A 26,520-nucleotide genomic window follows, 5' to 3' on the forward strand; every position below is an offset into this window, starting at 1 on the left:
ATTTAATGATGAAAGCCGTTTTTCTTCAACTAAGTAACGTTGAGAAAGAACGGCTTTGCTTATTTGAGCTTCTTATTCGTTTTTAGTGTAGTAATGGAAAAGCTCCAAGTAGAAAAAAGAGCTCTGCAAATTCGATACTTGCACCATAGAGATCACCGGTAAGTCCGCCGAGAAGATGAGAAGACTTCGATGTGAAGATGAGGATGAACAGGGTGGCGGTCAAAAAGCCTATTACTCCTGGCCAGTGTAAGAACCAGAAGGTTAGAAGGAGAAGAAAAATCCCCTGGCTTAAGAAAATGCCTTTGGTTTGTCGGGAGGCTTCATGGAAGCCTTTGCCTAGCCCGTTAGCGCGAGCATAGGGGAAAAAATGGACTCCGATTAGAAATATCCACCGTGATAGGATGGGCATAAATAAAAGGATTAGCGGGGTTGATGGAGAGGGGAGAGAGAGGAGTTCTACGAAAAGCGAGGATTTAAGAAGGAGCAAGGCGATTGTGCTTATAGCTCCAAAGGCGCCGACCCTGCTATCCTTCATAATTTCCAGCATGCGTTCGGGGGTACGAGCGGATAACAGCCCATCCATGCTATCCATAAAGCCATCAAGATGGATTCCTCCTGTGAGGACTAATTGCAGGATTAGGAGGAGAGCTCCTGTGATAAGTGGAGGATACCAGGAGAGTAATAGGGTTGAACTTACACAGAGAATCCCACCAAGAAGGAGTCCGACGACGGGATAATAGTGCTGACTCTGGGTGAATTCCTCTTGAGAAACGTCTTTGGGGTTAGGAAAAGGAATACGAGTCAAGAAGGTCAGAGCAATCTGTAATTTCCTCATTTTTGTATCTTCACTTCCCGCTTTAGGGAATCTATCAGTACTTGTCCAGATTCTTTGATCTCCATTGGATATCCGGCAACGACGGAATAGACTTTAGAGGCTGTACGACCAAGGAGTTGATTTGCTCTCCCGGCTAGATCACGGTAGGCCCGCGATAAAGGGTTATCCGGAACAATTCCTTGCCCCACTTCATTCGTCACCATAATCACCTGAGGAACAATATCCTGGGCGAGATGGGCAACCCTTCGAACTTGATCAAGAATGATTTGTTCTTTCTCATCCTGAGCAAAAGGATCCTCACTTGATTCCTCACTATATTCAGAGAGGAGGAGATTCGTCAGCCAAAGAGTTACACAGTCGAGTAAGAGGACGACCTGTTCATTTCGGTAGTGTTCCAAGACGGAAGAAATAGCAAGAGGTTCTTCCACGAGGCTCCAATCGGAAGGGCGTTGTTCACGGTGCTTTTTTACACGCAGAGCCATCTCCTCGTCATAGACTTGGGCCGTAGCGATATATACAACAGGAAGTCCAGGATGAGCTGCAAGAAGTTCAGCAAAGCTACTCTTCCCGCTCCGTGCTCCTCCCGTGATGAGAATCAGATCAGACATGATATACCTCCAAAGGAAAATTTCAGAAGGGTATATTATATTACTCCGAAAAGTTTGTCAACAAAAGATTTACTTTTCGCTATCCTTTTCGCTAACTCCAGCAGAAGCAAAGGTAGCCATCTCATTAAGGATATGAATAGAAGCATCAAGTAAGTGGAAGGCGACTGCCGCCCCTGTTCCTTCTCCAAGGCGAAAATCGAGGTGCATGATGGGTTTTAGCTCAAGGTGTTTAAGAGCTGCGATGTGGCCTTGTTCGACAGAGGAGTGTGAAGGAATCAAGTAGAGGCGTGACAACGGTGAGAGTTGAGTAGCAATCAAAGCGGCTGCGGTAGAAATGACTCCATCGAGAACTACAGGAACTCTAGAGTAGGCGGCTTCCAAGATCACACCCGCAAGCGCACCAATTTCTAAACCACCGATTTTACTTAAAACATCGATACCATCGTTTGGATTTGGATGATTAACCGTGATTGACCGTGTAATCACTTCTTGTTTATGAAGCAAGGCTGAATCATCAAGCCCAGTTCCTCGGCCCGTAACTTCGGCTGCAGGCAATCCTGTGAATACCGAGACGATTGCTGCACTAGGGGTAGTATTCCCGATTCCTACTTCCCCAGTAGCTAAGACCTTTACTCCGGATTGAATCGCTTGACGTGCGATTTTCGCACCTGTGAGAAGGGAGAGAATGGCTTCCTTTCGGCTCATTGCGGGGCCCTTAGCCATATTCTCAGTTCCGTTTTTTATTCGATTACGCATCAGTTCTGGAGGGTCGAGAGGGAAAGCAATCCCGACATCCGTACAGATAACTTCCGCCTTGGCGTGCCTAGAAAGTACATTGATGCCAGCTCCACCCTGTAAGAAATTATAGAACATTTGTGGGGTAACTTCTTGTGGGAATGCGCTGACTCTTTCGGCTACAACTCCATGATCTCCAGCCATGACAAGGACAGCTTTCTTTTCAACTTCTGGCCAGGGGTTCTTTTGAATCCCACCAAGTTGTTTGGCTATGTGTTCTAAGACTCCCAGACTTCCAAGTGGTTTAGTTAGGGAATCGAGACGTTCCTGAACAGCCAGCATGGACTCCCCGTCTAATCCCTGAATACCTTCGATAAGTTGAGTTAATGCGGACTCACATTCCTCGAGTGTTGCGTTGGATAAGTCTGAAAGACCATGCAGCTCATCAACTGGGAGTACTTCATTTGATAGTTCTGTTTTCCTCATCATAAATCCTCTCCTTCTGATAAAAAAATAAAGTCCCGCCACATTTCTGTGGTCGGGACTTTGCCGTCATCTCCGTCGCTTTCCAATACACCCTGGAAAGTCTTTTTCATCTCTGGCAGGTCTCCTGGCTAAGATTCAAACACCCGAAACCCCTTCCCGGCAAATGCCAGTGGTTTTAGTTTGGGCTCATCTCTTACAGTGGTGGGTCCGCACCGGAATTACACCGGTTTCCCTATTCTCCCCAAAGGGGCACCAAAGATTTTTATAATGAAATTATCTTAAGAATAACAAAAAATTCCGATTTGTCAATAAAAATATTCCTTTTACAAAACTCAAAGAAGGGGTTATCATTACTTAAAGAGAATGTTGTACTAGTACACTTGTTTTTAATTGCTATTTAAGCAATACACATTAGAATAGGGTATGAGGAACAATCATTCAAATTTATCATAGGAATAGACAAAATATATTAATCAGGAAGTGTAAATTGTGAAAGATGTTAAAATGCAAAGGATCTCCCTTCTTTTTGATGGAGTCGTCATTTTCCACGAACTTAATCAGGATGGTGTCATCCATTCGTTGAAAACTCTTTTGAAACTCATCGCCTCGCCAGAAAACAATCTAGCTGAAGTCTATCGTGAATATCACCGTTTCTGTTCTTTAGCGATCGAAGTGAACTGGCCAGCGCATCTTTGGGATCTCCTCTTAGAAGATGAAAATGAATTAACACATCAAGTAGCACGGAGTAACAGAAAAGAGATTGTAAGAAGTTTTGTTGAACTGGCCACCCGTGATATTCTCATCTGGCGTGAAATTTCGGAATTAACACCAACAGAAATCAAGGAAGTCATTCAAAAGAAATTCTCCTTAGTAGAGAAAGATTCACAAGACATATGGTTAAAATCCCCACTTTCCCTGTCAAATTGGCCGAATTGGACTCCTGAGAACTCAACGTTTTCAACGAAAGAGATGAGTCCAGCTGAAATCTATCTGCATACAGCTAAGAATCAAGTCAAAGAAGCTTTGGCGAAGGGAAATCCAATTGAGATGATGGATGAATTGATTTCGTTCTATCAGAGGGTGGGTTCTGGAATTTTTAGTCGTTCATTTGCCTATAAGTGGCAGGGCGACTTTGGTCACCTCAAAGGGGTTCGTCCAGATCCGATGCATAAGAGTCAGTTAATTGGTCAAGAACGGGAGCAAAGTATAGTGCTTCAGAATACTGAGTTTTTCTTATCGGGATACCCTGCGAATAATGTCATTCTTTATGGTAATCGTGGAACTGGGAAGTCTTCCTTAGTCAAGGCGCTTTTGCAAGAATACTATGATCGGGGATTAAGACTGGTCGAACTGTCAAAATCGGATCTAAAAGATTATCCGAAAGTCATCCAGCTTCTTGGAAAACAGCCACAGAAGTTTATCGTATTTATCGATGATCTCTCCTTTGAAGAGTCTGAGGCGGAATATAAAATACTTAAAACCCTTCTTGAAGGTGGGTTAGAGGGGAAACCTCAGAATGTCTTGATTTATGCGACCTCGAACCGACGTCACTTGGTGCGCGAAAGTTTCTCGGAACGGCAAGGAGATGAGGTCAACCGTAGGGATAACATGGAAGAAAAGTTATCCTTAGCGGACCGATTTGGAATCACAGTGACCTTCCCATCCCCCGATCAGGAAGGGTATCTGAAAATCGTTGAAGAGTTAGCGACACAGCAAGGGATTGTCATGGAGAGAGAGTCGTTAAGGCAGCAAGCCTTACGTTGGGTTATGCAGCATAATGCGCGATCAGGACGTACAGCCCGTCAATTTATTGATTACTTAGCCGCTAGTCAAGGCGTAGCAGCTAAGTAACACTAGTAAAGTAAACCCGTCCTTGAGGAAGGGTAAACTTTGCATTTTGAGTTGATGTAAGGGGCTAGAAGACTAAGAAAAAGTGTGGGTGATCCCCACACTTTCTTAGTTTAAGAGAGTTAGATAAATCAGTACCGCATTTAAGGAGATAATCAAGGTGACTATGATGCAGCCGATAATATTTGTGAACTTTCGGTTTGCCATTTCTCCCATCACGTCTTTTCTACTGGTAATGATGAGGAGCGGTATGACCGCAGCAGGGAGTGCAAAGCTTAAGGTCACCTGGCTGACGATAAGGATCTTCATGGGATTCAGTCCTAGCCAGAGTAACACCATAGCAGGAATAATGGTGATAATCCGTCGAATATTAATGGGAATATCGAGTCCTATGAACCCTTTCATCATACATTCTCCAGCCATTGCCCCTACGGTTGATGAGGAAAGACCGGAGGCAAGAAGGGCGAGCCCGAAAGCACCACTGGAGAGGTGTCCAAGGAGTGGAGTAAGGGAGCGATGCGCCTCCTCGATAGTATCGACAGGAATCCCTTTCGAATAGAATACTGAGGCTGCCACGATAAGCATAGCGGCATTGACTAGGAAAGCGATGTTCATAGCAAACACGATATCCAGACGCTCCATCCTGAAGTGTCGTTTGATGTCTTGGATATCCTCACTCGTCCTCCGAGATTTGACTAGCTCAGAATGGAGAAAGATGACATGGGGCATGACCGTAGCGCCAAGCATACCCACTGCAACCAGGATGCTTTCGGGGCCTAAGCTAGGAACAAGGGTATGATAAGCAACTTTACTCCAATCGGGTTTGGCTAGGAAAATCTCGACAAAATAGGAGATTCCTATGACAGCTACAAGTAGGACGATGGTCCGTTCAATGGCTTGTTGCCCAAAGCGTTGTAAGTAAACGAGAAGGAAGGTAACAAAGATCGTGATGGCTCCAGCCAAAAGTAGGGGTATCCCAAAGAGAAGATAAAAACCTAAGGTGGCACCTAAGAATTCAGCCATATAGGTTGCAATCGCGGTAAAAAGTGTGATGACCCAGAGAAGCATGTTCGTCCTTCGACTAAAAATCTGTCCGCAGTGGGTCGCAAGATCAATTCCTGTAACAATTCCAAGTTTAGCCGATAAAGTCTGCAAGAAGATAGCCATCAGGTTGCTCCAAAGGATAACCCATAAAAGTGTGTAATTGAAATTTGACCCACCGCTTATGTTCGTAGCAAAATTCCCAGGATCAATGTATGCGACACTGACGATAAAGGCGGGACCAAGGTAACGAAGGAGGGATTTTGCTTTTTGACGCCAGGTTTCCCGCTTAAGATGAAGTGGCACGGAGACATTTTGAAGTAGGAGCGGGTTATCACTCATTTTTACCATCCTTCCTGATTGAAACAAATCGATGGGTTAACATTATTGCACCGCCTCTTTCTCGATATCATAAGGTGACCCATTTCTAAGGTATGGAGGGGGAGATTCAGTGGTGAGTTGTTTCCTCATGGTAAGATATGGAGAGGCGTTAAAAGTGAATAAGGATGTAAATGTTTTTACAAGTGGTTCGTTGTGGTATACAATTGAAAATAATTGGTTTTTGATGAAATTCGATGAAATAGTGCAGGGAGGAACGAAAGTGTTTGAAAATGATATTCTCGTGGCCGGAGGAGATCCTGGATTTGGTGCAATAAAACTGGATGCAGGAGATACAAAAGTATTATTTCCAGCAGTGATATGTAAAGGAAATGAACGGATTTTTTCGACACTCGGAAATACAAATGTGGCAAGAGGATCAGAGCAAGAAGCTCAGATCGCTTCTTTAGACGTTATCGTTACGAATAATTCTACGGGAGTTGAACGCCATTACTTCATGGGAAGCCTTGCTGAAAGTTTAAATCCGAATGAAGCTCATTATTGCTGGGACGAAGATAAATCAACAGATGAAGAGGCTACCGCACTATTAGTCGTTGCACTTGCTATCGCTCAAAAAACTCCAAAGGCCAATATCTACTTAGGAACTGGAGTTCCAGTCAAGTACTATGCGGCTTTGAAGGACAAGTATGAAGCAGAACTTAAGGGTTCATGGTCTGTACTGTTCCGTTCAGGTCCCTTGAAGGGGCAGACGCGAAATCTTACTATTATTCGTTCTCGAGTTCTTCCACAAAGTTATGGAGTTTTTATAAAAGAGACGTTGAATGAGTATGGAATCCCAACAAGCCCCAAGTTATTTAGTGGCTACGTTGTGGTGATCGATCCAGGCTTCCGAACCACAGATATTGCTACCTTCTACGATGGTATTATGCTAGATCCCCCGAATTCTTTTAGTATCGAAAAGGGATTAAAGTGGGCCTATACTGGAGTTGCTGAGAAACTCAAGGAACTGACAAGTGAGCACGAGAATCCCATTGAGACCGACGATAAGGAACTTGATAAGATCTTCCGAGTTAATGGAGGGATGTACCCCTGGAATAATGGGTCGATTAACCTCAATCCGGTTATGCAAGCCATGCTAAACCAATTGGGAACAGACATCACACGAGAGGTTAAGAAGGCTCTAAAACCCATGCTCGGTAAAATCCATACCGTTATTGTTGCCGGTAAAGTGGGAGAAATGATTTTTGAACACTTACAACTGGAGAATAAAGTACTCATTGAGGATCCACAATTCGGGAATGCTACAGGTTTTAGAATTATGGCTGCAAATCTAGTGAACAGCATAACGAAGAAGGCGAATAGTAACTCATGACGCTCGAAGCGCACTCTATCACCCTTCGTTTGGGGGAAGCAGATGAGGATTTGTGGGAGGTTCTTAATGGCTTGTCTCATGACCAACAGGGCATAATAATAAAGGCAGCCCTCAAGCATTATTTGAGAGACCACCCTGAAAGACTTTGCGATGAGACTGCTCTACCTGAATTTAAGTTTGAGCAGAAGCATAGGTTTGAGAATGTGCCTGAGTCTAATCTAAATGTTGGGCCTGAGCTGAGTGATCCCGAATCCTCTCACTTGAAGAGGGACGATGAGGCTGCTTCAGAGAGCTCGATTGAGACAAGTCTTGATAATGTCCGATTTTCTTCTGAATGGACGTTGGATTCGCTTTTTATCTCGAAAATTGCAAACGCACCGGCAAAAGAAGAGACGGATCTGAAAAATTCATGTAAGGATCCGTTAGTAACGAGATTAAGTAATCCATTGAGGCATATATTTGAAGTCATCGGGGAAGAAGAGGACGAAGAAGTTATTCGGTTCCTTAGTGCTTCGGAGAAGCCGTCTTCACCCATTCAGATGGAGGAAGATTCTCGTAAAGAAAATTACCTCCTTGAGATCGAGCCCAAAAAGAGCCTTGGTCATGCTGTGACATCTCCCATAAGGAAGAGTCAAGTAGAAGCTCAGCTGGAAACCCATCAGGAAGCTAATCTACGAAGAAGTAGCGGACTCAGTTTCATCCTTCAGCAGGTGATTGGGCAAGAAGAGGATGAGGAGGTACTCAAGTTTTTTGAGCACTCTCGGAATAGGGAATCCCATGCTTTCAAGTGACAAGAAGAGTGCTTGTGAAAAGTTGCCTCTTGACTGTGAGTGGCGTTTTATTCTATAGTATTACTAATAGGATTATAAGGAGAGAATGAAGTGGAAGACCCATTACCTGCACCTTATTTTGAAGGAGATAGCTTACTAGCGGTTTTGCATCGTCGAAAAACGAAACAATTCGTAGCAATAATCGTTTGCCTTTTTTTAGGTTTGACACTGCTCGTATATTCACCTCTGGGATTTGAGGAAAGTAAACCTGGCTTATGGATTATTAAATTACATTCAAGTGTTAATCAGGCGCCAAGAGGAGGATTCTTCGGCGCCTTAGCCATTTTACCCCAAAAAACCAATTTGGATAGTGTACTTTTCCCGCAAATGTGGGAAAATAATTATAGTTTAACTGACATAATGATTCAATGTATGAGGAATTGGTTAGTCATGGTATGGTTTGGATCGAGCTATGTCTGAGAATTGACGGGTGCACGCAAATAAAAGGAGGAGAAACCCATCGAAAGTATAATATGGAGCGTAGCGAAAGTAATTGCTGCGTTGTTCCTTGTAGCACTGAATGCTTTTTTTGTTGCTGCAGAATTTTCCTTAGTCAAAGTGAGAAAAACCCGTCTAGCAGAACTTTCAGAATCGGGTTCGAGACAGGCCACGGCGGCCTTAGATGTCACCTCTAAGCTTGATACGTATCTATCCGCAAGTCAGTTAGGGATAACCCTAGCTTCTTTAGGCCTAGGTTGGTTAGGTGAACCAGCGATTGCAACGTTACTCCATCCTCTTTTTAAGAATATTGTGAAGTGGGATCTTGTATTAACCCATACGGTATCTATGATCCTCGCGTTTCTCATAATTACCTTTCTGCATATCGTTTTAGGAGAGCTAGTTCCCAAATCCATAGCGATTCAGGATGCGGAAGGAACAGCTCTTATAACCGCTGGTCCCTTGAAAGCCTTTTATAAGATTTTCTATCCTGTTATCAGAGCCTTGAACGGTCTATCCAATATCGTTCTAAAAATTTGGGGAATTGAGCCAGCCAATGAAGCAGATCTTGCGCATACTGAGGAAGAGCTAAGGATGCTTGTGGATGCGAGTCAACGTCATGGGATTTTAGATAAGATGGAAGGGAAACTATTGGATAATGTATTCGAGTTTTCTGACCGTGTCGTGAGTGAAGTTATGGTCCCGCGCCAGGATATGGTTTGTCTCTATATTCAAGATTCAATGGAAGAAGTTCGAAAGGTCGTAAGAGAATTCGGGCATACACGTTATCCCCTCTGTGATGATGACAAGGATAATGTCATTGGTCTCGTTCATATGCGGGATCTAATGAGCTTAGGAGAAACACCGGAGATTCAAACTGTTTCTCAGGTCAAGCGCGATATCTTAATTGTACCCGAAGGAATGCCCATTTCTCACTTAGTGCAGAAAATGCGCTCGCAAAGGACACATATAGCCGTCGTGGTGGATGAATTTGGTGGGACAGCCGGGATAGTGACCATTGAAGACCTCATGGAAGAACTTGTCGGGGAAATTTATGATGAGTTTGAGAATAGTGAGCAGTCGGAGATAATTAAATTGGCGGAGGGCGAATACCTTATCAATGGGCGGGTACTCCTTGATGATGTATCTGATTTACTGGGAGTTGTTCTTGAAGAAGAGACAGTTTCGACCATTGGTGGGTATGTATTTAATCGACTAGGCCGTAAACCTGCCAAAGGAGATAGCGTAGAGTTCGATGGGTACTCGTTTATCGTCGTCGAAGTTGTGGGTTTTAGAATTACTCGTGTTAAAGCTATAAAAAAGTCTTTACCAGCTCCCTCATCTCAAACCGAGGAGAATATACCAAGTAAGATTTCTTAGGTATAAAATACGTGACTAGGGGTGTGTCTAGTTTCAGCGAATCATCTAGATTTGCTATTTTGAAAGGGGATGTTTTTATGAGAGGATTCGGAAACCAAATGAAAACTGTGTTTCTGATGAGTTTGCTTACAATACTTGTTATTTTAGCTGGAAGCGCTTTAGGTGGGGCCAATGGCATGAAAATGGCGTTTGTCTTTGCTCTTGTCATGAATTTAGGGAGTTACTGGTTTAGTGATAAGGTCGCCTTATCAATGACGCGTTCTCAACCGGTTTCTAGGGAGGAGAATCCTGGGCTTTATGCTATCGTGGAAAAGCTTGCATATAATGCGGATCTTCCTATGCCGAGAATTTACATGACTCCGTCTAACCAACCGAATGCGTTTGCCACGGGGCGTAACCCCAATCACTCTGCTATCGCTGTGACTCAAGGGATAATGCAGATCTTGAATCGTGAAGAGCTTGAAGGGGTATTGGCCCATGAATTAGCACATATTAAAAATCGAGATATTCTTATCAGTACCTTAGCTGCTGTCTTAGCAGGAGTAATCACTACACTCGCCAATTGGGCACAATGGGCACTTATGTTTGGTGGAATTGGCGGAGATGATGAGGATGGTGCCTCTGGTCTAGCTGCTCTTCCGCTTATCATCCTTGGACCGATAGCTGCACTTCTTGTGCAAATGGGGATTTCGCGTTCGCGTGAGTATCTCGCTGATGCCACGGGTGCTGAAATTGCCGGCAATTCTTATGGGCTTGCTCAAGCCCTGCAAAAACTAGAACGTGGGTCAGCCATGATTCCGATGAATGTCAACCCCGCGGCAAGTCATATGTTTATCGTTAATCCATTAAACGCAAAGAGAGTTGCGTCATTGTTCAGTACCCACCCTCCTATCGAGGAGCGAGTTAAGCGCCTCTACAGCATGAGTAATCGCTAATTAGATGATGAAATAGTTCAGCCGACACAGAAAATGTGTCGGCTGAATTTATGTGTAGAGTATTGATAATAGTATTGAGTTTAGAACGTAGACCCAATACGGTAGATCCCAAATTCTCGGTGACCCAAACTTTCGGATTTAGTGAGTCTCCCTTTGGCGACCTCAATCATCTCCGCGAAAATCCGTTCACCGGCTTGTTCGATTGTTTCTTCGCCGGAAATAATCGTTGAGAGATCCATATCGATATTATCTTCCATATTGCGATAGGTTTGCTCATTCGCCGTTATTTTAATGACGGGGGCGATCGGAGAACCGGTGGGGGTACCGCGACCGGTCGTGAAAACGAGGACCGTTGCACCACCAGCGAGCATCCCTGCCATGGATTCGACGTCCTGTCCGGGGGTATCCATGATATAAAGTCCTTTTCCTTGTGGAGCTTCACCATAGGGGAGTACATCTTGGATAGGGGAATGACCTGCTTTGTAGATACACCCCAGGGATTTTTCTTCGATTGAGCTGATTCCGCCTGCGATATTTCCAGGGGTGGGTTGTCCCTCTCGGAGATCAACATTAAGTTGTTTGGCTCGAAGCTCTGTCTGTTCGACTATCTGGATTAGCTTCTGAGCAATTTCAGGTGATTTAGCGCGTTTGGCAAGAACATGCTCTGCACCGATAAATTCGGTTGTTTCTGATAGCATGGATGTTCCTCCAGCACGTACTAGGAGATCTGATACGGTGCCGACGGCAGGATTCGAGGCTAGACCTGAGGTGAAGTCAGAACCTCCGCATTCAATTCCTAGACAAAGCTCACTAAGAGGTGCTTCTTCTGGCTTCAGAAGGGAGATGCTTCGAGCCATTTCGCTAGCGATCTGAATTCCCAAAGCGGTTGTCTTTAGCGTGCCGCTGTTTTCTTGGATGATAATGGCTTGAACAGGTTTCCCTGTTTTCGAAATCTCATCGGCCGTTTCCTGGATGGGAATTCCTTCACACCCTAAGCCTACAACGAGAACTGCTGCGACATTGGGGTTTTTGCCAAGACCTATCAAAGTACGGAGTGTTTGTTCATAATCTGCACCGAGTTGGCAGCAGCCATGTTGGTTAGGGAGCGCGATAGCTCCTGGGACTTGGGCTGAAATGTTAAAGGCGACGGTGGTTGCACAGACGGAGGTTGGCAAAATGAGGAGATGATTACGTATTCCGAGCTGCCCATTCGGACGGCGATAGCCTTGAATTTTCATCTATTTTACCTCCTCGACAGGATTAAGATCTCCGCGACCGCGTTTCGACTCCATATTATGCACGTGTACGTGCTGACCTGGTTTAATATCTACTGTAGCGATTCCAATACTTTCTGCGTATTTTACGACCTCTTCACCCCGCGAGATTTGACATATGGCTACTTTATGCCCAAGAGGAATATCCTGAAGGAGTTGAAGATTCTCTATTTCTCCTCCTCGAAAAAATGAGATTGTACTTCCTTCGGGAAAGTCATCGACACATGTCGCGACATTGTCGTTTCCATGAATAACAACTGCCTGTTTTTTCACAAAGATCCTCCATTCAAAAAAAATTTACTCTATTATAGCACAGTGTCACTGTCGTTGTTTATAGTTATAGAAAAATAAAATTGTGTCAAGATTATCTTTTTGTTCTTGACACAATTTTATTTTTAATATTTATACTCTTCTAATCGATCATCTGGGAAGGTCCCGGGATCTGCAAATTTAACTGCTGTGCAAGCGGTAACCAATCCATAGATAAGGTGCTCGAGGAGAGCCCAAAGGGCGCTGCTTGATTTCTTCGGTTTTAAGGAGACGATGTGAAGGTTGTGTCCTGCTCCATAGAATGCTACCCAAAGGAAAAGGCTAAATCCGGCTCCTTTAAGCATATGGTTATCTTTTCCTGTTTTTTTAAGAATATATACGATAGGGATTCCAAACAATGACCCCATAATAAGGTCAGCAAGGCTCCCGACTAAAAATGGCTTTCTTCTCTTGGTACGGCGTGGTGCAAAGAACATGGAGCTGGCAAGGTGGGGATAGAGAACTTCATTCCTTTCAGTCTCCCAAGTGAACAGATTGAATAATCCTTTCGCAAGGTTGCCCATCAGACCGCTGAATAACCCAAGGCTTACAGAGTCACGCAATCTCCTCATTCCCTTCAATACTGGATAGTTAATTTTTCCCCAGAACGGAGCTTTTTATGAAGGAAATTATTGGTTTCACTCTGAAAAAGCAATTGGGATAATCAAAGGAGAAAAGCGGAATAATAAGACGCATCCTTCTCTTTGTGTGATGATTGTTGAAAGGAGCAGCTTAGTATGTTTATTGTCGCGATAAGAACGCTTATTCTTTACATCTTAGTCATTGTAGCTTTGCGTCTCATGGGTAAGCGGGAAATCGGGCAACTGCAACCCTTCGATCTCGTGGTATTGCTCATGATTTCTGACTTGGCTGCAATTCCAAGCGAAAATGTAGGAATTCCTCTTATAGCGGGGATAATCCCCATCCTTGTTTTGGTATTAACGAGTATCCTATTATCTTATGTTGAACTGAAAAGTGAGCGTGCACGAGGAATTCTGAATGGAACGCCTTCAATTCTTATTGAACGTGGAAAAATTATAGAGCAGGAGTTGATTCGCAACCGTTTACCTTTAACTGATTTGGTGGAAGAGCTTCGGATGAAGAGCATTCCCAATATAGCAGACGTAGAGTTCGCTGTACTAGAAACGAATGGACAAATTAGTATCTTACCTAAATCCTTGAAGCGTCCAGTTACCCCAGAAGATTTGAAACTTAAGCCAGGTTATGAGGGGTTGCCCATCGTTTTAATCATGGATGGAAAGTTAAATCCATCAAATCTGGCACATGCGAGTAAAGACCAAACGTGGTTAGAAGGGGAAATTAAGAAAAGTAAGCTTAAAGGGATTGAAGAGGTTCTGTTTGCTAGTCTAGATTCCTCAGGAAATCTCTTTCTTCAAGAGAAGCAAAAATACAGTAAAAAGAAACAAAACCGACAAAAAATAGCATTAAAATGATAAGTGAATATGACAGAACTAAAAAACATAAGTTAACTCGAGAAAGAGTAGAAAGTGAGTGGAATGGTAAGAAGGAGTGGCGCTGATGTATAGAACATATATTGCGGTCGGTGTAATAATTCTTCTTCTTGGTGCGGGGGGCTTTTGGCATAGCAATTACATCCAAAAATCAGCGGACTCGTTGGTACAGAGGATAGATCGTGTTGAAGAACTAATACTACTTGATAAATGGGATGACGGGCGACAGGAGATGCTTCAAATTGAGGAAGAATGGAAAAATACAAAAAAGTGGTGGAGTGTTCTCCTTCATCATCAGGAAATCGAGAGTATTGACATTACTTTAAAACGTGCAGAAAAGTTTGTTGTTGGGAAGAATTCTCTACATGGAATAGGTGAACTCTCAGCGCTACGTCTTTTGTTTGAACACATTTCAGATACCGAGATTCTATCCTTACAGAATATTTTATAGATTAAATTCTCAATAATTTATGTCACCAAGAAGCGACGACACCATCAGCTCGAGGCTCGGTTCCACCCGTAAGCACTCCATCTTCATTCCGCCAGATCATTTGACCGCGTCCAAAGAGTCCAGTGTCAGCACTCCATTCGATGTGGTGCCCCATCCGGCTTAATCCGTCTCCGAGATTATGAGGAAATGAGCGTTCTACCTGGACATGTTGGTCCTTTACCCAAAGGAAACGGGGTGCATCAAGTGCCGCTTGAGGATTGAGTTTGAAATCAATCGTATTCATAAGGACCTGAACATGCCCCTGAGGTTGCATGAATCCCCCCATGACGCCAAAGGGGCCAATGGCCCGTGAGCCCTGGGTGAGGAACCCCGGAATGATCGTATGATAAGGACGCTTCCCAGGCTCAAGGAAATTTGCGTGGTTGGGATCGAGTGAAAAGTTATTTCCACGGTTATGTAGGGCTATTCCTGTACCGGGAACGACAAGGCCTGATCCGAAGCCCATATAGTTACTTTGAATCATGGAAACCATATTTCCTTCTGCATCTGCAGTAGCAAGGTAGACAGTCCCTCCTTGGGGTGGTGTACCTGGTTCTGGGAGGAGGGCAGTATTCCCTATAAGCATGCGACGTTTGATGGCATACTCCTCGGATAGAAGCTCATCCACTTTGACGTGCATACTGCGAGGATCAGCAATATACTTACGTCCGTCCACATAGGCCAGCTTTATGGCTTCGATTTGCCTATGGAAGGTCTCCAAGGATTCTTTAGCAGAGAATTCGAAGCCTTTGAGTATGTTGAGAGCCATGAGTGCAACCAAACCATGACCATTCGGTGGGATTTCCCAGATATCATATCCTCTATAATTGATACTGATTGGCTTGACCCATTCGGTTCGGTATTGTTCTAAGTCGGATTTACGGATATAGCCTCCATATTTTTGGGAATAGGCATCAATCTGATCGGCGAGGTCTCCCTTGTAAAAGGATTGGGATTTGCTTTCAGCGATCTCCAATAAGGTTTGGGCGTGATCTTTAGAACGCCAGATTTCTCCGATGAAAGGGGCTCGGCCTTGAGGGGCAAAGGTGTCAAACCAGGACTTAAATTCCTCTCCCGTAAGATTCTGACGATATTTTGTATATGCATTTTGCCAATTTTGGCCTAAAGTCGGAGAGACTGGATATCCCTTATCGGCATATTCAATTGCTGGCTTCAAGACCTCGGTTAAGGGAAGACGACCAAAACGAGCGGAGAGTTCAGCCCATGCAGCAGGTGCACCTGGGACGGTAACAGGAATCCAGCCGTACTTAGGCATTTCTCGATGTCCTGCTTTAATCAAAGCTTGTCCAGAGAGGGAAGCTGGAGCCGTTCCGCTTGCATTGAGCCCGAAGAGTTCTCCCTTCGTCCAAACTAAAGCAAAGGCATCTCCGCCGATTCCATTCGAGGTCGGTTCAACAACTGTTAAACAAGCAGCAGTTGCGATTGCAGCATCAATAGCATTTCCGCCTTTTTTTAGAATATCTAAACCTGCCTGTGCAGCTAAGGATTGGGAGGTCGCAACCATACCACGGGCTGCGTAGGCTAGCACTCGCCTAGAAGAATAGGGGTAGGATAAAGCGTCGTAAATCATATTTGCCTCCTATTGTATCAATTTCATTTCTAATGAAGAACCTTGAGTTTCCTTATGCTGGGATAGATTCTTTATCTAGATATAGATTTCCTGCTTTTTAGAATACTAATATAGCTTCTTTGAAATATTGAGTTTCATTCTATACAGATAGTGTCAAAGAGCTTCCATTAAAAAGTCAAGGAGTTGACTATGTATGCTCTGAAGGCAGGAGTTAAATACTAGCTGTGTTTGTCAGTGAGGTGGGGTGAATTAAAATGTCTTTTAATGACGAAAAACTGATTAAATGGAGCAGCATTATTGCAACTTTGGGGACTATGATCCTAGCAATTACTGCCTTGATTACTGTGACAGTAACCCTTAATGCTTGGAAAGTTCAAAGGGAGGCTACGCGCCCTTATCTTTCCCTTAAAGAATCACCAAAGGTGGAGGCACAATCAGGTTTAAATCTGGAATTTAAATTTAATAATGTGGGAATTCATCCTGCCATGAATCTATCCAGCCAAACTATAGTTACTGATCAGGGCCTGAAGAACTTACCAGTTCATAATGATCAGGTAAATCTCGCGAATGAAATCCCTAAAGATATGTCCTCAAGTTTGGTTATCGCGCTCGACTTATCTGAGGTTGATATAAGTCAGCCCAAAATAGAGCCTTATTATGTTGTGGTCCATCTCGAATATGCGGATCCGGTCATCAATCATCAGTATCGACAAACGTTATATTTTAAATGGAATGGCATCGTCGGAGGTAGCATTCAGCCAGTGGTGCATGTACAGGTACGTGAAAAGGAAAATATACTCGAATACTTGAAGGCGAGGCAAATTAATTTAACAGTTTAAGGTATGAAGGGTAGCTAGAAAGGGGGGAGATTAGAATTGAATTCATTTATTCCTGCACGGGTGTTTTATGAGCCAGGTGTTCTAGAGTATCCTATAGGTCAAGCACTCATAGAAAAGTTTCAGAAATTAGGAATTCCAGTATTAACAACTGGATCACATAATCGAGTGAGTGGAATTCCAGGAAGAACCCCTCCACAAGCGTATAGAGAAGGAAAGCGTACGCTTGTAATTGGAGTCCGAAAAGTGCAAACTTTTCAAAGCTGCAAACCCTCTGCACATTATCAACTACCTCTAGTGACGAGTTGTCCTGGAATGTGTGAATATTGTTATCTAAATACGACCTTGGGGAAAAAACCATACATTCGAGTTTATGTGAATCTTGAGGAAATCCTGGATACTGCAAAGAACCTCATTTCAAGTCGTCAACCTGAGGTTACAATTTTCGAGGGGGCAGCGACCTCTGATCCTTTGCCAGTAGAAGAGTATACAGGGACTCTGAAACGGGTTATTGAATTCTTCGGAGAGCAGGAATACGCTCGCTTTCGCTTCGTAACAAAGTTTACAAATGTAGAGAGTTTACTTACCGCCAAGCATCAAGGGCATACTCGGTTTCGCTTTAGCCTAAATTGTGCAAAAGTAGTGAAAGAGTACGAACATGCCACCCCCCCTCCAGAGGAGAGAGTTACGGCAGCAGGCAAGGTTTTAAAGGCTGGTTACCCATTGGGGTTCATCATCGCACCGATCATTCGCGTAGAAAATTGGCAGAAGGAGTATGAAGAGCTTTTGATATCTTTGGCAAGGGAGCTTGAGCGTAATTCTCCAATCGGTTGGAACCCCGCTGAAATGACCTTCGAATGGATTACCCATCGATTTACCAAAAGAGCTCGGAGCAACATTCTAGACGTTTTTCCCTCCACTACTCTTCCGATGAATGAAGAGGAGCGTATATATAAATATGGTCAGTTTGGCTATGGTAAGTATGTTTATCGTCCAGAAGAGATGGAGGAAATGAAGGAGTTTTTTAATACTTTAATGGAAAAATACTTTCCAGGTGCCCAATCAGAGTATTTCGTCTAAATATCTCGAGGCATAATAAAATGAAAATAAGGTAGAAATAGAAATGCTAGAGGCCGCTTCGACTTCTAGCATTTCTATTTTACTTACCCATTATTGATTTAGAATAACGATAGCATACACTTCAACCGGGCCATGAACTCCTATGGAGAGATCCATCTCAATGTCTGAAGTGCGGCTAGGACCCGAGATAATTTCAATCGCTGCTGGAATATCTCCGCCATTCATTAATTCTTCCATTACCTGGTCGAGGCTATCCCGTATCAGTGATTCGGGAATAAAGGTAAGGTGACGGATGGGAACTAGGCTAACCGCGCGCCCACGTTTGGAACTGCTTTTTAGAACCAAGGAACCAGACTGTACGATTGCATAATCCGCACCAGTAATCCCGAGTTCTGCCTTACCGATAGCAGCTGAGCGCTCTGCTCTATTCTCAGCAAGCTCAGAGTAGGTGAGTGCTGTCCAACCCAATTCTTCAAGGCAGGCTCTAGCCATAACGGGTAGTTCGTTCCAAGTAACAATTGCATGGGGAGATAGCCACTCGGGTTGTTCACCGAACCAATCTTTAAGGGCTTGGGTGGCTTCTTCATGTGTAGTTGCTTTGACTCCTTTACCCCCCATAAGTTCCCATGTGCTAAGGAACTTATCCGTGCGTTCCTCTTGAGATTTCAGGCGAAATAAAGGAAACTTCACCTCCACTGGCTGGACGGAAGTCGGGGTAGGACGCCCGAGTTTCTGAGCGATATTTGCGATAAATTCCTGATGGTTACTCATTTACTTATCACCTCGCTGCTCAGTTTGGCTCAAATGTTTTTTAAGAACAGGCCACAAATCTTGGAAGCTAGGCATTGCAATAGGTGGTAACGTTTTGCTTCGGGTCCAGTTGGAGATAGGGGGTGGCCCTGTGACAATTCGTCCACGACGAATGAAGACAAATTGCATCCGTGCTCCCCAACGTATGAAGTGACGGAGAACTTTAGGTCGAGTAAAGTAATAACTATAAGCTCGAAAAACACGTTTTTCGATATCAGGTGTATGACCCGTCGTAACTTTACGGTCACGGTGCTTCACGATTAAATCATGAAGTGGGATGCGTACTGGGCAAGCCTCCGAGCAGGCAGCGCAAAGTGAGGAGAAATAGGGGAGGTGTCCCCAGTGTTCATAGTCTTGTTCAAGAAGCGGTGTGATGACAACCCCAATCGGACCAGCGTAAACAGAACCGTAGGCGTGCCCACCGACTTGTCGGTAGACTGGACAGACATTAAAGCAGGCTCCACAGCGAATACAGCGAAGGGATGCACGAAATTTCTCATCTCCAAGAATTTCTGAACGGTTATGATCAAGGATGACAAGATGCCATTCTTTTGGTCCATCTGCATCTTCTTCACGCTTTGGAGGGGTAATCATTGTGGTATATACGGAGAGGCGTTGCCCAGTAGCGCTTCGAGCAAGCAGATTGAGAACGACACTTAATTCCTTGAAAGAAGGAACGATGCGTTCCATGCCCATCATGGTAATCTGAACCTCGGGCAAGGTGCTGACCATCCGGCCATTTCCTTCATTCGTGACCATGGTAATCGTACCTGTATCCGCAACAGCAAAGTTACAACCTGAGATTCCAATGTTAGTGGTTAAAAATTTCTCCCGCATTTTTCCGCGTGCAAATTTAGTAAGGGTTGGAGTATCAGAACTCATAGGATGTCCAGCAATAGGTTCGAAGAGCTTGGCTATTTGATCACGGTTCTTATGCATTGCGGGAACGATGATATGGGAGGGGGGTTCCTGTGCAATCTGGATGATATACTCTGCTAAATCAGTCTCAACGATTTCTATTCCATCTTTTTCGAGAACTGGATTAAGGTGAATCTCTTCAGTTATCATGGATTTAGACTTAATTACAGATTTGAAGCCGTGTTTTTTAAAGATTTCTTGGACGATTTTTACTCCATCTTGTGGAGTTTTTGCAAGATGGACATGCCCGCCATTTTTCTCAACATTTTCAATCAGTTGATTAAGGTAGTAATCTAAGTTTAGAACAACATGATTGCGGATTTTCTCTCCGGCTTGACGCCATTCTTCCCAGTTCCCTAGTTCATCTGTGATATTTTTTTTATTGGTTCTTAGCTTGTCAGTAGCGCGGCGGGTCGCCATCCGAAGAAAATCATCATGGAGGGCCTTATCGAGGGCTGTATCCATATCATAAGGTTTGTTCTCTGACATTTTTACATCCCCTTCCCTAGCAATTGAATGACGTGCATAGCAGGTACAGAATGTCCCTGCTTCTCCATGTAACCCGAGATGTTCATGAGGCATCCCATGTCAACCCCTGTAAGGACATCTGCACCCGATTCAAGAACGTGCTGAGCTTTTTCGGCAACCATTGCCTCAGATATAACAGGCATTTTAACGGCAAAGGTACCTCCAAAACCACAGCAAAGCTGGGCTTCGGGGAGAGGTACGATTTCTAGTCCTTGAATATGCTCAAGTAAGGTTAGAGGCTCATCTTTAATGCCCATTAAGCGTGTCGCATGGCAGGAGGGATGATAGGTGACCTTGGCCTTATAGCGAGCTCCTAGGTCGGGCTTTTTGAGAACATTCACTATAAATTGGGTGAATTCATAGCTCTTGTCTTTAAGTTCTTTAGACTTCTTCAAATACACGGGGTCATTTTCAAACAATGTAGGGTAGCTATGGTGAATCATGCTGACGCAGGATCCACTTGGAGCTACCACGACTTCGCTTCGTTCGAAGGAGTCAATGAGCTTACGTGCAACCAATCTGGCATCATCCATATAGCCGGAGTTGAAGGCAATCTGTCCACAGCAAGCTTGTTCATCTGGATAGTCTACGGTGTGTCCAAGGCGATTAAAGATCTTGGCCATGGTAACACCTAGATCGGGATACATTACGTTCCCTAAGCAAGTGATAAAGATTGAGATTTTCATCAACCTACAGTCCCTTCATGTGAAATCTAGTTACCTATGGATATTCAAGCTTTCTTTATTATGGCTTGCATGTTTTGGAATTATGTGACAAAGATAGTTAAACTAGATTCACATGTCAGGAGAGGAAAATTATCCAAGGAGCGGAACCTTGGGTTCTTCATACCAGAGACTGATAAGATGGGCTTGTCCAGAACTTTGAGTGATATTCACGATTTTTACCCAGTTGTTCTCTTCTAACCATTGATTGACTTCCTTTTCTAGAAGCCGAGAATCTGGAGAGCTGAAGGTTCTAACTTTCATCATATAAATAAATCCCCTTTAGTATTAATTTAATCGCTTATCTTTCTATTATAACAAAGATATTCAATACAAAAACGAGTCACTTTTTAAGTATAAATTCGATGCTTCTTTGAAATCGAACGGTTCACAATTTCCCAAAACATCCCTTGAGAATTCAAGTATTGAAGAAGTTTCAAACGGGGATAAATAAGTCTGGGGTGATTTATTAATGCCGAGAAATGACGGAAACAAAAGTCAGAAAGAAGATCTAAAGAAAATGGAGCTTACACTCAAAAACATTCAAAAGAACGAGAAATTCCTCGCTGAGAATGCTGGAGAATTAACACCACACCAGATTAAAGATGTGAAGAAACACTTAAGCTCAAAGAAAAAGTTTCTTGAAGAAACGGATGGGACGATTCAATACGATTAACTTTCGAGAGCGGGCGACCGCTCTTTTTATATCCTTACTCTAGGTTAAAGTAAAAGCTTGCAGGGTATATCGTCTATAAATGCCTCATGGAGAGTCTATAATAATATTAGAAAGGAATTATAAAAAATGAATAAGAGGCATCCTTTCGGATACCTCTTATTCGGGTTAAGTAAAGAAATTAGATTCGACCACCGTTTTTGAGATTTTCTTCAGCATACTGAATCATCCGTTTGGTCATCAGACCGCCAACAGAACCGTTTTCACGGCTTGTACGGTCACCACCGAGTTGAACGCCCAATTCATTAGCTATTTCGTACTTGAATTGATCGAGAGATGGTCCTGCGCCTTGAGATGCTGGTGTGTTTGTGTTTCTTTCTCCTGCCATGATTGGTTCCCTCCTTAAAATGTTTGGATTTATTGAGACATTGGGACGTTCTTATTATCTGCCGATGCGACTTAATTACTCAGGTAATTCTTGGTCCTGAAAATGTAAGAAACCAATAATGGATAATCAAGGAAAGAAAAAAACTCGCTATGAATGTTATCATAACAAGTTTTCATGTACTTCATTCGAATTCGAGCTGTATTTTTATTCTCCGACTTTTACTATCAATCTTCTTCTTGGGTGCAGATTGCGACGGCTTCTTCTGCTAAGTAATTTTCGTGAAGAATCTTGTGGAAGCCAGGATAATACGTATCAAAGGTTTGAGCACCATTCCAGATCAGGTTCACAAGTTGCTCTCTAGAGGGTTCAGAATTTGCCAAATCTAAGTAGGTGCGGAAACGGATCTCACCATCATCCATGTCCATTTCGAAGTTGCCGATAGCTAATTCATAGTTTACACGATTCATAAAGTTACAGACCTCTAAGCGTTTGGCAAAAGGGATCTTCTGTGCAATGTGTGTGTTACAAAGTAGGGACTCTTGTTCCTCGTCGACGATAATAAAACAGATAAATTCTGAGTTGATTCCTCGAATCTCCATACGGAACAGCTCATTCTTATCATCGTAGTTAAACTCCCAGCCGTCCTGTTTGAGAGTGTCATAGAGGACTTGAAACAACATCATATCTAGTACCCCTCCTTCAAAATATTATTTCAACACTGTTCTGGGTGATTCCTGCACAGATAGAAGAAATAATATTCAAGGAACTCTCGCAACACATTTAATCATGTTAATCACGATTTTCTTTTTATGGAAAACTATTTATGGTATAATATAGTTCTGTGAAATTTGTACTCAACTGAATTACCATTATAAAACAATGTAAGGAGCCTACAAGCGTGAGTCTATCGTTTGAAGAACAAATTCGTTCTCGAAAAACATTCGCTATCATTTCTCACCCTGACGCAGGGAAAACCACACTAACGGAAAAACTCCTGCTCTTCGGAGGAGCGATTCATTTGGCGGGAAATGTAAAGGCTAGGAAAACGCAACGTTATGCGACATCAGACTGGATGGAGCTAGAACGTCAAAGAGGTATTTCTATTACCTCTAGTGCAATGCAGTTTAATTATAAAGGATACGTTATTAATATTCTCGATACTCCGGGTCACCAGGACTTTAGTGAGGATACCTATCGGACCCTTACTGCAGCTGATAGTGCAGTCATGCTTATCGATGCGGCCAAGGGTATCGAGGCTCAGACCATTAAGCTTTTTGAAGTTTGTAAACGGCGGGGGATCCCGATCTTTACTTTTATTAATAAGTTAGATCGGGAAGGTAAACATCCGATTGACTTGATGGATGAAGTAGAGAAGGTTCTTGGTATCGAAGCTTATGCCATGAATTGGCCGATTGGGATCGGTGCGGATTTTAAAGGTATTTATGATCGGCAAAGTGGTTATGTCGAGCGGTTTAGTTCAGAGGCACGTCAGGATAATGCGGCTGCTCCACAATCTGGACCACTGGAGGATCCATTGGTTCAAGCGGGAATAGGTGAAGATTTGGGCACTCGTCTTCGGGAAGAAATCGAACTTCTGGATATGGCTGGGAATACCTTCGATCGGGAAAGAGTAGATCGTGGGGAAGTAACCCCAGTGTTCTTTGGGAGTGCTCTTAATAATTTTGGGGTACCCAATTTTCTCGATAGCTTCCTTATCCTCGCTCCTGGCCCTGCCCCACGTACTTCGAATCAAGGCGTTCTCGAACCCATGAATCCGGAATTTTCAGGATTTGTATTCAAGATTCAAGCGAATATGAATGCTGCACATAGGGATCGAATTGCTTTCATACGTGTCTGCTCTGGTAAGTATGAACGAGGTATGAATGTGATTCATAATCGGACCCACCGAAAAATGAGATTGGCACAACCAACCCAACTTTTTGCACAAGAACGGACAATCATAGATGAAGCGTTTGCAGGAGATATTATTGGCGTACATGATAACGGGATCTTGAGGATTGGCGATGTCCTTGCCGAGAAGGATGGTTTAGAGTTTGAAGCTATGCCGTTCTTTAGTCCTGAGAATTTTGCACGGATCAGTATCGCCAATGCACTAAAAAGAAAACAATTTATCAAAGGAATCCAAGAACTTCAAGAAGAAGGCGCTATTCATATCTTTCGGGATCTTAATGTCGGTGTAGAAGCTCCTGTCGTAGGAGTCGTCGGACAATTGCAATTTGAAGTATTGGAGTACCGTTTACGTGATGAATATGGCGTGGAAGTACAAGTCAATAACCTGCCTTATGAGTTGGTTCGTTGGATTCCCAAGGATGAAGAGAAGATTCGCATTCTTAAAGAGTCAAGTATGAGTTTAGTGGTCTTAGACCAAGATGAGAATTATGCGGTGCTCTTACTTGATAAGTGGAAAGCAAACTGGCTAAGCGACCGTTATGATATTACCTTTCATACTCAACCCGTTAGAGAAGGAAACTAAAGAGAGAAGCTTAGGCGCGTAATAATTTCGCCCTAAGCTTCTTCTTTTAGTTTTACAAGGATTTGTTTTTAGGGCTGAGGGATTAGTTTTGCTGAAGGAGCTCACTTAATGGAACGACTTGAATTCCGCGTTTCTCAAATTCAGGCATCATTTCTTTGAGTGCACGAACGGTATTAGGCCCCTGGGGACCGACGTGACCAATTCCTATAGCAGTTCCATTTTTCTCGGCAAGATCCATCAACAGTCGAAGCTGCTTTTTAATAGCTCCTTGGTCATTCGAATTGTCTAGAAATACATCACGGATGGCAGATGGGATGCCGGCTTTTTTGGCTTCAGTGTAGAGTTTAGTTCCTTCACTTGTTTTACTGTCTAATACGAATAGTTTTCGCTCTTTAGTCACTTCGATGATAGAGATGACCACGCGGTCGCTTTCTGTCGCTTTTGAACCCATATGGTTACTTACTCCAACGGCGTAACGTACAGAATTAAGACCAGTGATAACACGTTGTCTGATTTCTTCAGGACTCAGACTTGTAAATAGAGAACCTGGGCCTAACCATTCAGGATGATTGTCTTTCGGTTCCATTGGCATATGCAAAATGATTTCATAGCCTTTTTGATGCAGCATTTCTGCTTCTTGTGAGGAAAACATGAGATTTGGCATTACTGCAGCAGTTAAGGGAATGCCCAGTTCAATCATTTCTTTTGTACCTGGATTATTAATACCGAAATCATCGATCACAATGGCAACCTTTCCCTTAGGTGGATGGACGCTGAATGTTTGATTCAGTGCAATATGACCACCAATAGAATTATTGGAGTCTCCATTGACAAGAATCTGTACCCCCTGAATATTTCCGAGCTGAGCGGTGGTCCAAACAATAGATTTAATAGCTGATTCTTCCTCGGCTGCTCCTCCTGAAAAACCCTCTTTAAGACCTTGATCAAAATTCAGAATCGCTACTCCATTCTGAAGGCGGACTTCAGAGAGCTGAGCAGAGTGAATCGGAAAAAAGCTTGCTTGGCTTTTGGGACCCTGAAGGAGTTCGGATACAAGGTAGTGGACTTTTTGTGGAGGAGTTAGTTTTGCAAAGCTTGCATCTGCTTGCCGTTCTTCAGCGACAAGATCTTGAGATTGAGAGGAAGGATAATAGAGCGTATATGAGTTTGAACGGCTTGCAATTGGTCCAGGCTGTTGGGTCAGGGCTTGAGCGCTTTCTTGGACACCGAGTGGGTAATCCTGAAAATAAGTTTCGATTCCTTCCGTGATTGAATTTGCGATTCTCGCTTTGTAGCTAGCATCTTGAAGTAATCGTCGTTCTCGAGGATTAGATAGAAAGCCCACTTCAATTAAGACCGTGGGCATTTTACTTTGATTCAATAAGTAATAGTCCCCCGATTTAGACTTTCGTTTATTATCCGGTTGAACCTCTTGGAGTTTGGTTTGGATCCGTTCGGCAAGTGCTTTTCCAGGCGCAGATTGGTTATGATAGTAGGTTTCCATTCCATAAGAATTCCCTCCTGGGAAACTGTTGGCATGGATGCTTACAAAAAGGTCAGCATCGTTCATCGTAGCCATTCTTACTCGTTCGCTTAACTCGGCTCGTTTTGCCATACGTCCTAAGACAAAATTGGGGAGAAAGAAATCGATGTCTTCCTCGCGAGTCATGATAACCTTACAGCCTTTCGAAGATAGGGCTTCTTTGAGGCGAAAAGCAATATCAAGGTTGATATCTTTTTCTTTGATTCCACCGAATTGGGCTCCTGGATCTTGCCCTCCATGTCCAGCATCAATGACAACAACTTTATCTTGAAGATCGCTGGAAAGCGTTTCTATGGTGGAAAATACCAGCACTGTAAGGAGGATAAGTACCCCAATCAGAATGCTATAAAAATGTGACCTAGGAAACAGTAGAATAATTGGACGGTGGGCCATTTAGTTTCCTCCCTCAATTCGATACCATTAAAAGATATGAGAAAAGGAAATAGTTCAGACTAAATGATAACGGAGTTCTCTCAAACTCTATAAAACAGCAAAACTCCACACCATTATGATGCGGAGTAGTTTTTGATTGCCAATTTTGGATT

At 43.4% G+C, this 26,520-nt stretch carries 27 protein-coding genes and 1 riboswitch; of the genes, 12 read left to right on the forward strand and 15 right to left on the reverse strand.

Annotation, left to right across the window (positions count from 1 at the left end; all coding sequences use genetic code 11):
• Window positions 1-82 precede the first annotated feature (82 nt).
• From cobS to cobT, 3 genes are all read right to left on the reverse strand, one after another.
• Complete coding sequence (gene cobS / locus ACZ42W_RS09655) at window positions 83-835, reverse strand: adenosylcobinamide-GDP ribazoletransferase (protein WP_464170325.1); 753 nt, start codon at window positions 833-835, stop codon at window positions 83-85.
• On the reverse strand, window positions 832-1,443 hold the full coding sequence (cobU, locus tag ACZ42W_RS09660; protein ID WP_464170327.1) for a bifunctional adenosylcobinamide kinase/adenosylcobinamide-phosphate guanylyltransferase: 612 nt from the start codon (window positions 1,441-1,443) through the stop codon (window positions 832-834). The genes cobS and cobU overlap by 4 nt, the downstream gene beginning before the upstream one ends.
• A 69-nt stretch (window positions 1,444-1,512) precedes the next feature.
• Window positions 1,513-2,664, reverse strand: a complete 1,152-nt coding sequence (gene cobT / locus ACZ42W_RS09665) for a nicotinate-nucleotide--dimethylbenzimidazole phosphoribosyltransferase (RefSeq protein WP_464170937.1) — start codon at window positions 2,662-2,664, stop codon at window positions 1,513-1,515.
• A 97-nt stretch (window positions 2,665-2,761) separates the two neighbouring features.
• A riboswitch (cobalamin riboswitch) is annotated at window positions 2,762-2,936 on the reverse strand.
• Window positions 2,937-3,153: 217 nt separating this feature from the next.
• Between cobT and ACZ42W_RS09670 the strand changes: the two genes are divergently transcribed.
• Window positions 3,154-4,515: an ATP-binding protein gene (locus tag ACZ42W_RS09670; RefSeq protein ID WP_464170328.1), complete on the forward strand. Its 1,362-nt coding sequence runs from the start codon at window positions 3,154-3,156 to the stop codon at window positions 4,513-4,515.
• A 105-nt stretch (window positions 4,516-4,620) separates the two neighbouring features.
• Here the strand turns inward: ACZ42W_RS09670 and ACZ42W_RS09675 are convergent, their stop codons facing one another.
• Window positions 4,621-5,895: an Nramp family divalent metal transporter gene (locus ACZ42W_RS09675; RefSeq protein WP_464170330.1), complete on the reverse strand. Its 1,275-nt coding sequence runs from the start codon at window positions 5,893-5,895 to the stop codon at window positions 4,621-4,623.
• Between the two features lie 259 nt (window positions 5,896-6,154).
• Between ACZ42W_RS09675 and ACZ42W_RS09680 the strand changes: the two genes are divergently transcribed.
• The 5 genes from ACZ42W_RS09680 (at window position 6,155) to ACZ42W_RS09700 (ending at window position 10,847) form a co-directional block, all read left to right on the forward strand.
• On the forward strand, window positions 6,155-7,264 hold the full coding sequence (locus ACZ42W_RS09680; RefSeq protein WP_464170331.1) for a ParM/StbA family protein: 1,110 nt from the start codon (window positions 6,155-6,157) through the stop codon (window positions 7,262-7,264).
• A complete protein-coding gene (locus ACZ42W_RS09685; RefSeq protein ID WP_464170333.1) occupies window positions 7,261-8,055 on the forward strand; it encodes a hypothetical protein in 795 nt (264 codons plus the stop codon). The genes ACZ42W_RS09680 and ACZ42W_RS09685 overlap by 4 nt, the downstream gene beginning before the upstream one ends.
• Window positions 8,056-8,145: 90 nt before the next feature.
• Window positions 8,146-8,514: a hypothetical protein gene (locus tag ACZ42W_RS09690; RefSeq protein WP_464170334.1), complete on the forward strand. Its 369-nt coding sequence runs from the start codon at window positions 8,146-8,148 to the stop codon at window positions 8,512-8,514.
• A gap of 81 nt (window positions 8,515-8,595) precedes the next feature.
• A complete protein-coding gene (locus tag ACZ42W_RS09695; RefSeq protein WP_464170335.1) occupies window positions 8,596-9,912 on the forward strand; it encodes a hemolysin family protein in 1,317 nt (438 codons plus the stop codon).
• Window positions 9,913-9,989: 77 nt separating this feature from the next.
• Window positions 9,990-10,847: a zinc metalloprotease HtpX gene (locus ACZ42W_RS09700; RefSeq protein WP_464170336.1), complete on the forward strand. Its 858-nt coding sequence runs from the start codon at window positions 9,990-9,992 to the stop codon at window positions 10,845-10,847.
• Window positions 10,848-10,927: 80 nt separating this feature from the next.
• Here the strand turns inward: ACZ42W_RS09700 and ACZ42W_RS09705 are convergent, their stop codons facing one another.
• From ACZ42W_RS09705 to ACZ42W_RS09715, 3 genes are all read right to left on the reverse strand, one after another.
• Complete coding sequence (locus tag ACZ42W_RS09705) at window positions 10,928-12,085, reverse strand: UxaA family hydrolase (RefSeq protein ID WP_464170337.1); 1,158 nt, start codon at window positions 12,083-12,085, stop codon at window positions 10,928-10,930.
• Entirely contained in the window at window positions 12,086-12,394 is a 309-nt protein-coding gene (locus ACZ42W_RS09710) for a UxaA family hydrolase (protein WP_464170338.1), read from the reverse strand.
• 122 nt (window positions 12,395-12,516) lie between these two features.
• Window positions 12,517-12,993 (reverse strand): hypothetical protein, encoded by a 477-nt coding sequence (locus tag ACZ42W_RS09715; RefSeq protein ID WP_464170339.1) that lies wholly within the window; start codon window positions 12,991-12,993, stop codon window positions 12,517-12,519.
• A gap of 174 nt (window positions 12,994-13,167) precedes the next feature.
• On the opposite strand from ACZ42W_RS09715, the gene ACZ42W_RS09720 reads away from it, so the two are divergent.
• Together ACZ42W_RS09720 and ACZ42W_RS09725 are read left to right on the forward strand one after the other, a co-directional pair.
• Window positions 13,168-13,884, forward strand: coding sequence for a DUF421 domain-containing protein (locus ACZ42W_RS09720; protein WP_464170340.1), 717 nt, complete (start codon window positions 13,168-13,170; stop codon window positions 13,882-13,884).
• An 85-nt stretch (window positions 13,885-13,969) separates the two neighbouring features.
• Window positions 13,970-14,353 carry a DUF4363 family protein gene (locus ACZ42W_RS09725; protein ID WP_464170341.1) on the forward strand — a complete coding sequence of 128 codons (384 nt, stop codon included), beginning with the start codon at window positions 13,970-13,972 and terminating at the stop codon, window positions 14,351-14,353.
• A 22-nt stretch (window positions 14,354-14,375) separates the two neighbouring features.
• Here ACZ42W_RS09725 and ACZ42W_RS09730 read toward each other — a convergent pair whose 3' ends face one another.
• A complete protein-coding gene (locus tag ACZ42W_RS09730; protein ID WP_464170342.1) occupies window positions 14,376-15,983 on the reverse strand; it encodes a gamma-glutamyltransferase family protein in 1,608 nt (535 codons plus the stop codon).
• Window positions 15,984-16,237: 254 nt separating this feature from the next.
• On the opposite strand from ACZ42W_RS09730, the gene ACZ42W_RS09735 reads away from it, so the two are divergent.
• Together ACZ42W_RS09735 and splB are read left to right on the forward strand one after the other, a co-directional pair.
• Window positions 16,238-16,822 (forward strand): hypothetical protein, encoded by a 585-nt coding sequence (locus tag ACZ42W_RS09735; RefSeq protein WP_464170344.1) that lies wholly within the window; start codon window positions 16,238-16,240, stop codon window positions 16,820-16,822.
• A gap of 36 nt (window positions 16,823-16,858) precedes the next feature.
• Window positions 16,859-17,899 (forward strand): spore photoproduct lyase, encoded by a 1,041-nt coding sequence (splB, locus tag ACZ42W_RS09740; protein WP_464170346.1) that lies wholly within the window; start codon window positions 16,859-16,861, stop codon window positions 17,897-17,899.
• 90 nt (window positions 17,900-17,989) lie between these two features.
• Here the strand turns inward: splB and ACZ42W_RS09745 are convergent, their stop codons facing one another.
• The 4 genes from ACZ42W_RS09745 to ACZ42W_RS09760 all read right to left on the reverse strand — a co-directional run bounded on the left by ACZ42W_RS09745 (window position 17,990) and on the right by ACZ42W_RS09760 (window position 21,144).
• Window positions 17,990-18,670, reverse strand: coding sequence for a LutC/YkgG family protein (locus ACZ42W_RS09745; RefSeq protein ID WP_464170347.1), 681 nt, complete (start codon window positions 18,668-18,670; stop codon window positions 17,990-17,992).
• The gene (locus ACZ42W_RS09750) at window positions 18,671-20,116 is read right to left on the reverse strand and encodes a LutB/LldF family L-lactate oxidation iron-sulfur protein (RefSeq protein ID WP_464170348.1); all 1,446 of its coding nucleotides are present in this window, start codon (window positions 20,114-20,116) and stop codon (window positions 18,671-18,673) included.
• 2 nt (window positions 20,117-20,118) lie between these two features.
• Entirely contained in the window at window positions 20,119-20,841 is a 723-nt protein-coding gene (locus tag ACZ42W_RS09755) for a (Fe-S)-binding protein (RefSeq protein WP_464170938.1), read from the reverse strand.
• Between the two features lie 129 nt (window positions 20,842-20,970).
• On the reverse strand, window positions 20,971-21,144 hold the full coding sequence (locus ACZ42W_RS09760; RefSeq protein WP_464171160.1) for a GIY-YIG nuclease family protein: 174 nt from the start codon (window positions 21,142-21,144) through the stop codon (window positions 20,971-20,973).
• A 205-nt stretch (window positions 21,145-21,349) separates the two neighbouring features.
• Here ACZ42W_RS09760 and ACZ42W_RS09765 point away from each other — a divergent pair, with 205 nt between their 5' ends.
• Window positions 21,350-21,553, forward strand: a complete 204-nt coding sequence (locus ACZ42W_RS09765) for a hypothetical protein (RefSeq protein WP_464170350.1) — start codon at window positions 21,350-21,352, stop codon at window positions 21,551-21,553.
• A gap of 178 nt (window positions 21,554-21,731) precedes the next feature.
• On the opposite strand, the gene ACZ42W_RS09770 is transcribed toward ACZ42W_RS09765, so the two are convergent.
• Together ACZ42W_RS09770 and ACZ42W_RS09775 are read right to left on the reverse strand one after the other, a co-directional pair.
• Entirely contained in the window at window positions 21,732-21,938 is a 207-nt protein-coding gene (locus tag ACZ42W_RS09770) for a small, acid-soluble spore protein, alpha/beta type (RefSeq protein WP_464170352.1), read from the reverse strand.
• A 224-nt stretch (window positions 21,939-22,162) separates the two neighbouring features.
• Complete coding sequence (locus ACZ42W_RS09775) at window positions 22,163-22,621, reverse strand: YbjN domain-containing protein (RefSeq protein WP_464170354.1); 459 nt, start codon at window positions 22,619-22,621, stop codon at window positions 22,163-22,165.
• Window positions 22,622-22,836: 215 nt separating this feature from the next.
• On the opposite strand from ACZ42W_RS09775, the gene ACZ42W_RS09780 reads away from it, so the two are divergent.
• Entirely contained in the window at window positions 22,837-24,432 is a 1,596-nt protein-coding gene (locus tag ACZ42W_RS09780) for a peptide chain release factor 3 (RefSeq protein WP_464170356.1), read from the forward strand.
• An 82-nt stretch (window positions 24,433-24,514) separates the two neighbouring features.
• On the opposite strand, the gene ACZ42W_RS09785 is transcribed toward ACZ42W_RS09780, so the two are convergent.
• Entirely contained in the window at window positions 24,515-26,368 is a 1,854-nt protein-coding gene (locus ACZ42W_RS09785; RefSeq protein ID WP_464170358.1) for a divergent polysaccharide deacetylase family protein, read from the reverse strand.
• Window positions 26,369-26,520 lie beyond the last annotated feature (152 nt).

It is taken from the genome of Desulfitobacterium elongatum (assembly GCF_055378975.1).